At 56.3% G+C, this 2,191-nt stretch carries 1 rRNA gene (cut by a window edge); it reads left to right on the top strand.

Annotated elements, in window-relative coordinates:
* Positions 1-2,191, top strand: a 23S ribosomal RNA gene (locus ACFWBF_RS37115); its annotated part reaches 119 nt to the left of the window's first position; the annotation flags it as partial.

Below are 2,191 nucleotides of genomic sequence, written 5' to 3'. Positions count from 1 at the left end.
GGAGCGGAGTGAAATAGTACCTGAAACCGTGTGCCTACAAGCCGTGGGAGCGTCGCTCATTGGGTTTACCCAATGGGTCGTGACTGCGTGCCTTTTGAAGAATGAGCCTGCGAGTTAGCGGTGTGTAGCGAGGTTAACCCGTGTGGGGAAGCCGTAGCGAAAGCGAGTCCGAATAGGGCGATTGAGTTGCACGCTCTAGACCCGAAGCGGAGTGATCTAGCCATGGGCAGGTTGAAGCGGAGGTAAGACTTCGTGGAGGACCGAACCCACCAGGGTTGAAAACCTGGGGGATGACCTGTGGTTAGGGGTGAAAGGCCAATCAAACTCCGTGATAGCTGGTTCTCCCCGAAATGCATTTAGGTGCAGCGTCACGTGTTTCTTGCCGGAGGTAGAGCACTGGATAGGCGATGGGCCCTACCGGGTTACTGACCTTAGCCAAACTCCGAATGCCGGTAAGTGAGAGCGTGGCAGTGAGACTGTGGGGGATAAGCTCCATGGTCGAGAGGGAAACAGCCCAGAGCATCGACTAAGGCCCCTAAGCGTACGCTAAGTGGGAAAGGATGTGGAGTCGCAGAGACAACCAGGAGGTTGGCTTAGAAGCAGCCACCCTTGAAAGAGTGCGTAATAGCTCACTGGTCAAGTGATTCCGCGCCGACAATGTAGCGGGGCTCAAGCGTACCGCCGAAGTCGTGTCATTGCAGCAATAGGGCCAACGCCCGCTGTGATGGGTAGGGGAGCGTCGTGTGCCGGGTGAAGCAGCAGCGGAAGCTAGTTGTGGACGGTTCACGAGTGAGAATGCAGGCATGAGTAGCGATACACACGTGAGAAACGTGTGCGCCGATTGACTAAGGGTTCCTGGGTCAAGCTGATCTGCCCAGGGTAAGTCGGGACCTAAGGCGAGGCCGACAGGCGTAGTCGATGGACAACCGGTTGATATTCCGGTACCCGCTTTGAAACGCCCAATATCGAATCCTCTGATGCTAAAGCCGTGAAGCCGTTCCGGACCCTTCGGGGAAAGGAAAGTGGTGGAGCCGCTGATCCAAGGTGGTAGTAGGTAAGCGATGGGGTGACGCAGGAAGGTAGTCCAGCCCGGGCGGTGGTAGTCCCGGGGTAAGGGTGTAGGCCGAGGGGTAGGCAAATCCGTCCCTCATTAAGGCTGAGACCTGATGCCGAGCCGATTGTGGTGAAGTGGATGATCCTATGCTGTCGAGAAAAGCCTCTAGCGAGTTTCATGGCGGCCCGTACCCTAAACCGACTCAGGTGGTCAGGTAGAGAATACCGAGGCGTTCGGGTGAACTATGGTTAAGGAACTCGGCAAAATGCCCCCGTAACTTCGGGAGAAGGGGGGCCATCACTGGTGATCGGATTTACTCCGTGAGCTGGGGGTGGCCGCAGAGACCAGCGAGAAGCGACTGTTTACTAAAAACACAGGTCCGTGCGAAGCCGTAAGGCGATGTATACGGACTGACGCCTGCCCGGTGCTGGAACGTTAAGGGGACCGGTTAGTGCGCTTTCGGGCGTGCGAAGCTGAGAACTTAAGCGCCAGTAAACGGCGGTGGTAACTATAACCATCCTAAGGTAGCGAAATTCCTTGTCGGGTAAGTTCCGACCTGCACGAATGGCGTAACGACTTCTCGACTGTCTCAACCATAGGCCCGGTGAAATTGCACTACGAGTAAAGATGCTCGTTTCGCGCAGCAGGACGGAAAGACCCCGGGACCTTTACTATAGTTTGATATTGGTGTTCGGTTCGGCTTGTGTAGGATAGGTGGGAGACTTTGAAGCAGCCACGCCAGTGGTTGTGGAGTCGCCGTTGAAATACCACTCTGGTCGTGCTGGATGTCTAACCTCGGTCCGTGATCCGGATCAGGGACAGTGTCTGATGGGTAGTTTAACTGGGGCGGTTGCCTCCTAAAGAGTAACGGAGGCGCCCAAAGGTTCCCTCAGCCTGGTTGGCAATCAGGTGTTGAGTGTAAGTGCACAAGGGAGCTTGACTGTGAGACCGACGGGTCGAGCAGGGACGAAAGTCGGGACTAGTGATCCGGCGGTGGCTTGTGGAAGCGCCGTCGCTCAACGGATAAAAGGTACCCCGGGGATAACAGGCTGATCTTCCCCAAGAGTCCATATCGACGGGATGGTTTGGCACCTCGATGTCGGCTCGTCGCATCCTGGGGCTGGAGTCGGTCCCAAG

This window comes from Streptomyces sp. NPDC060028, from assembly GCF_042736725.1.
GTDB lineage: Bacteria > Actinomycetota > Actinomycetes > Streptomycetales > Streptomycetaceae > Streptomyces.
This window is presented reverse-complemented; position numbering and strand designations above follow the sequence as displayed.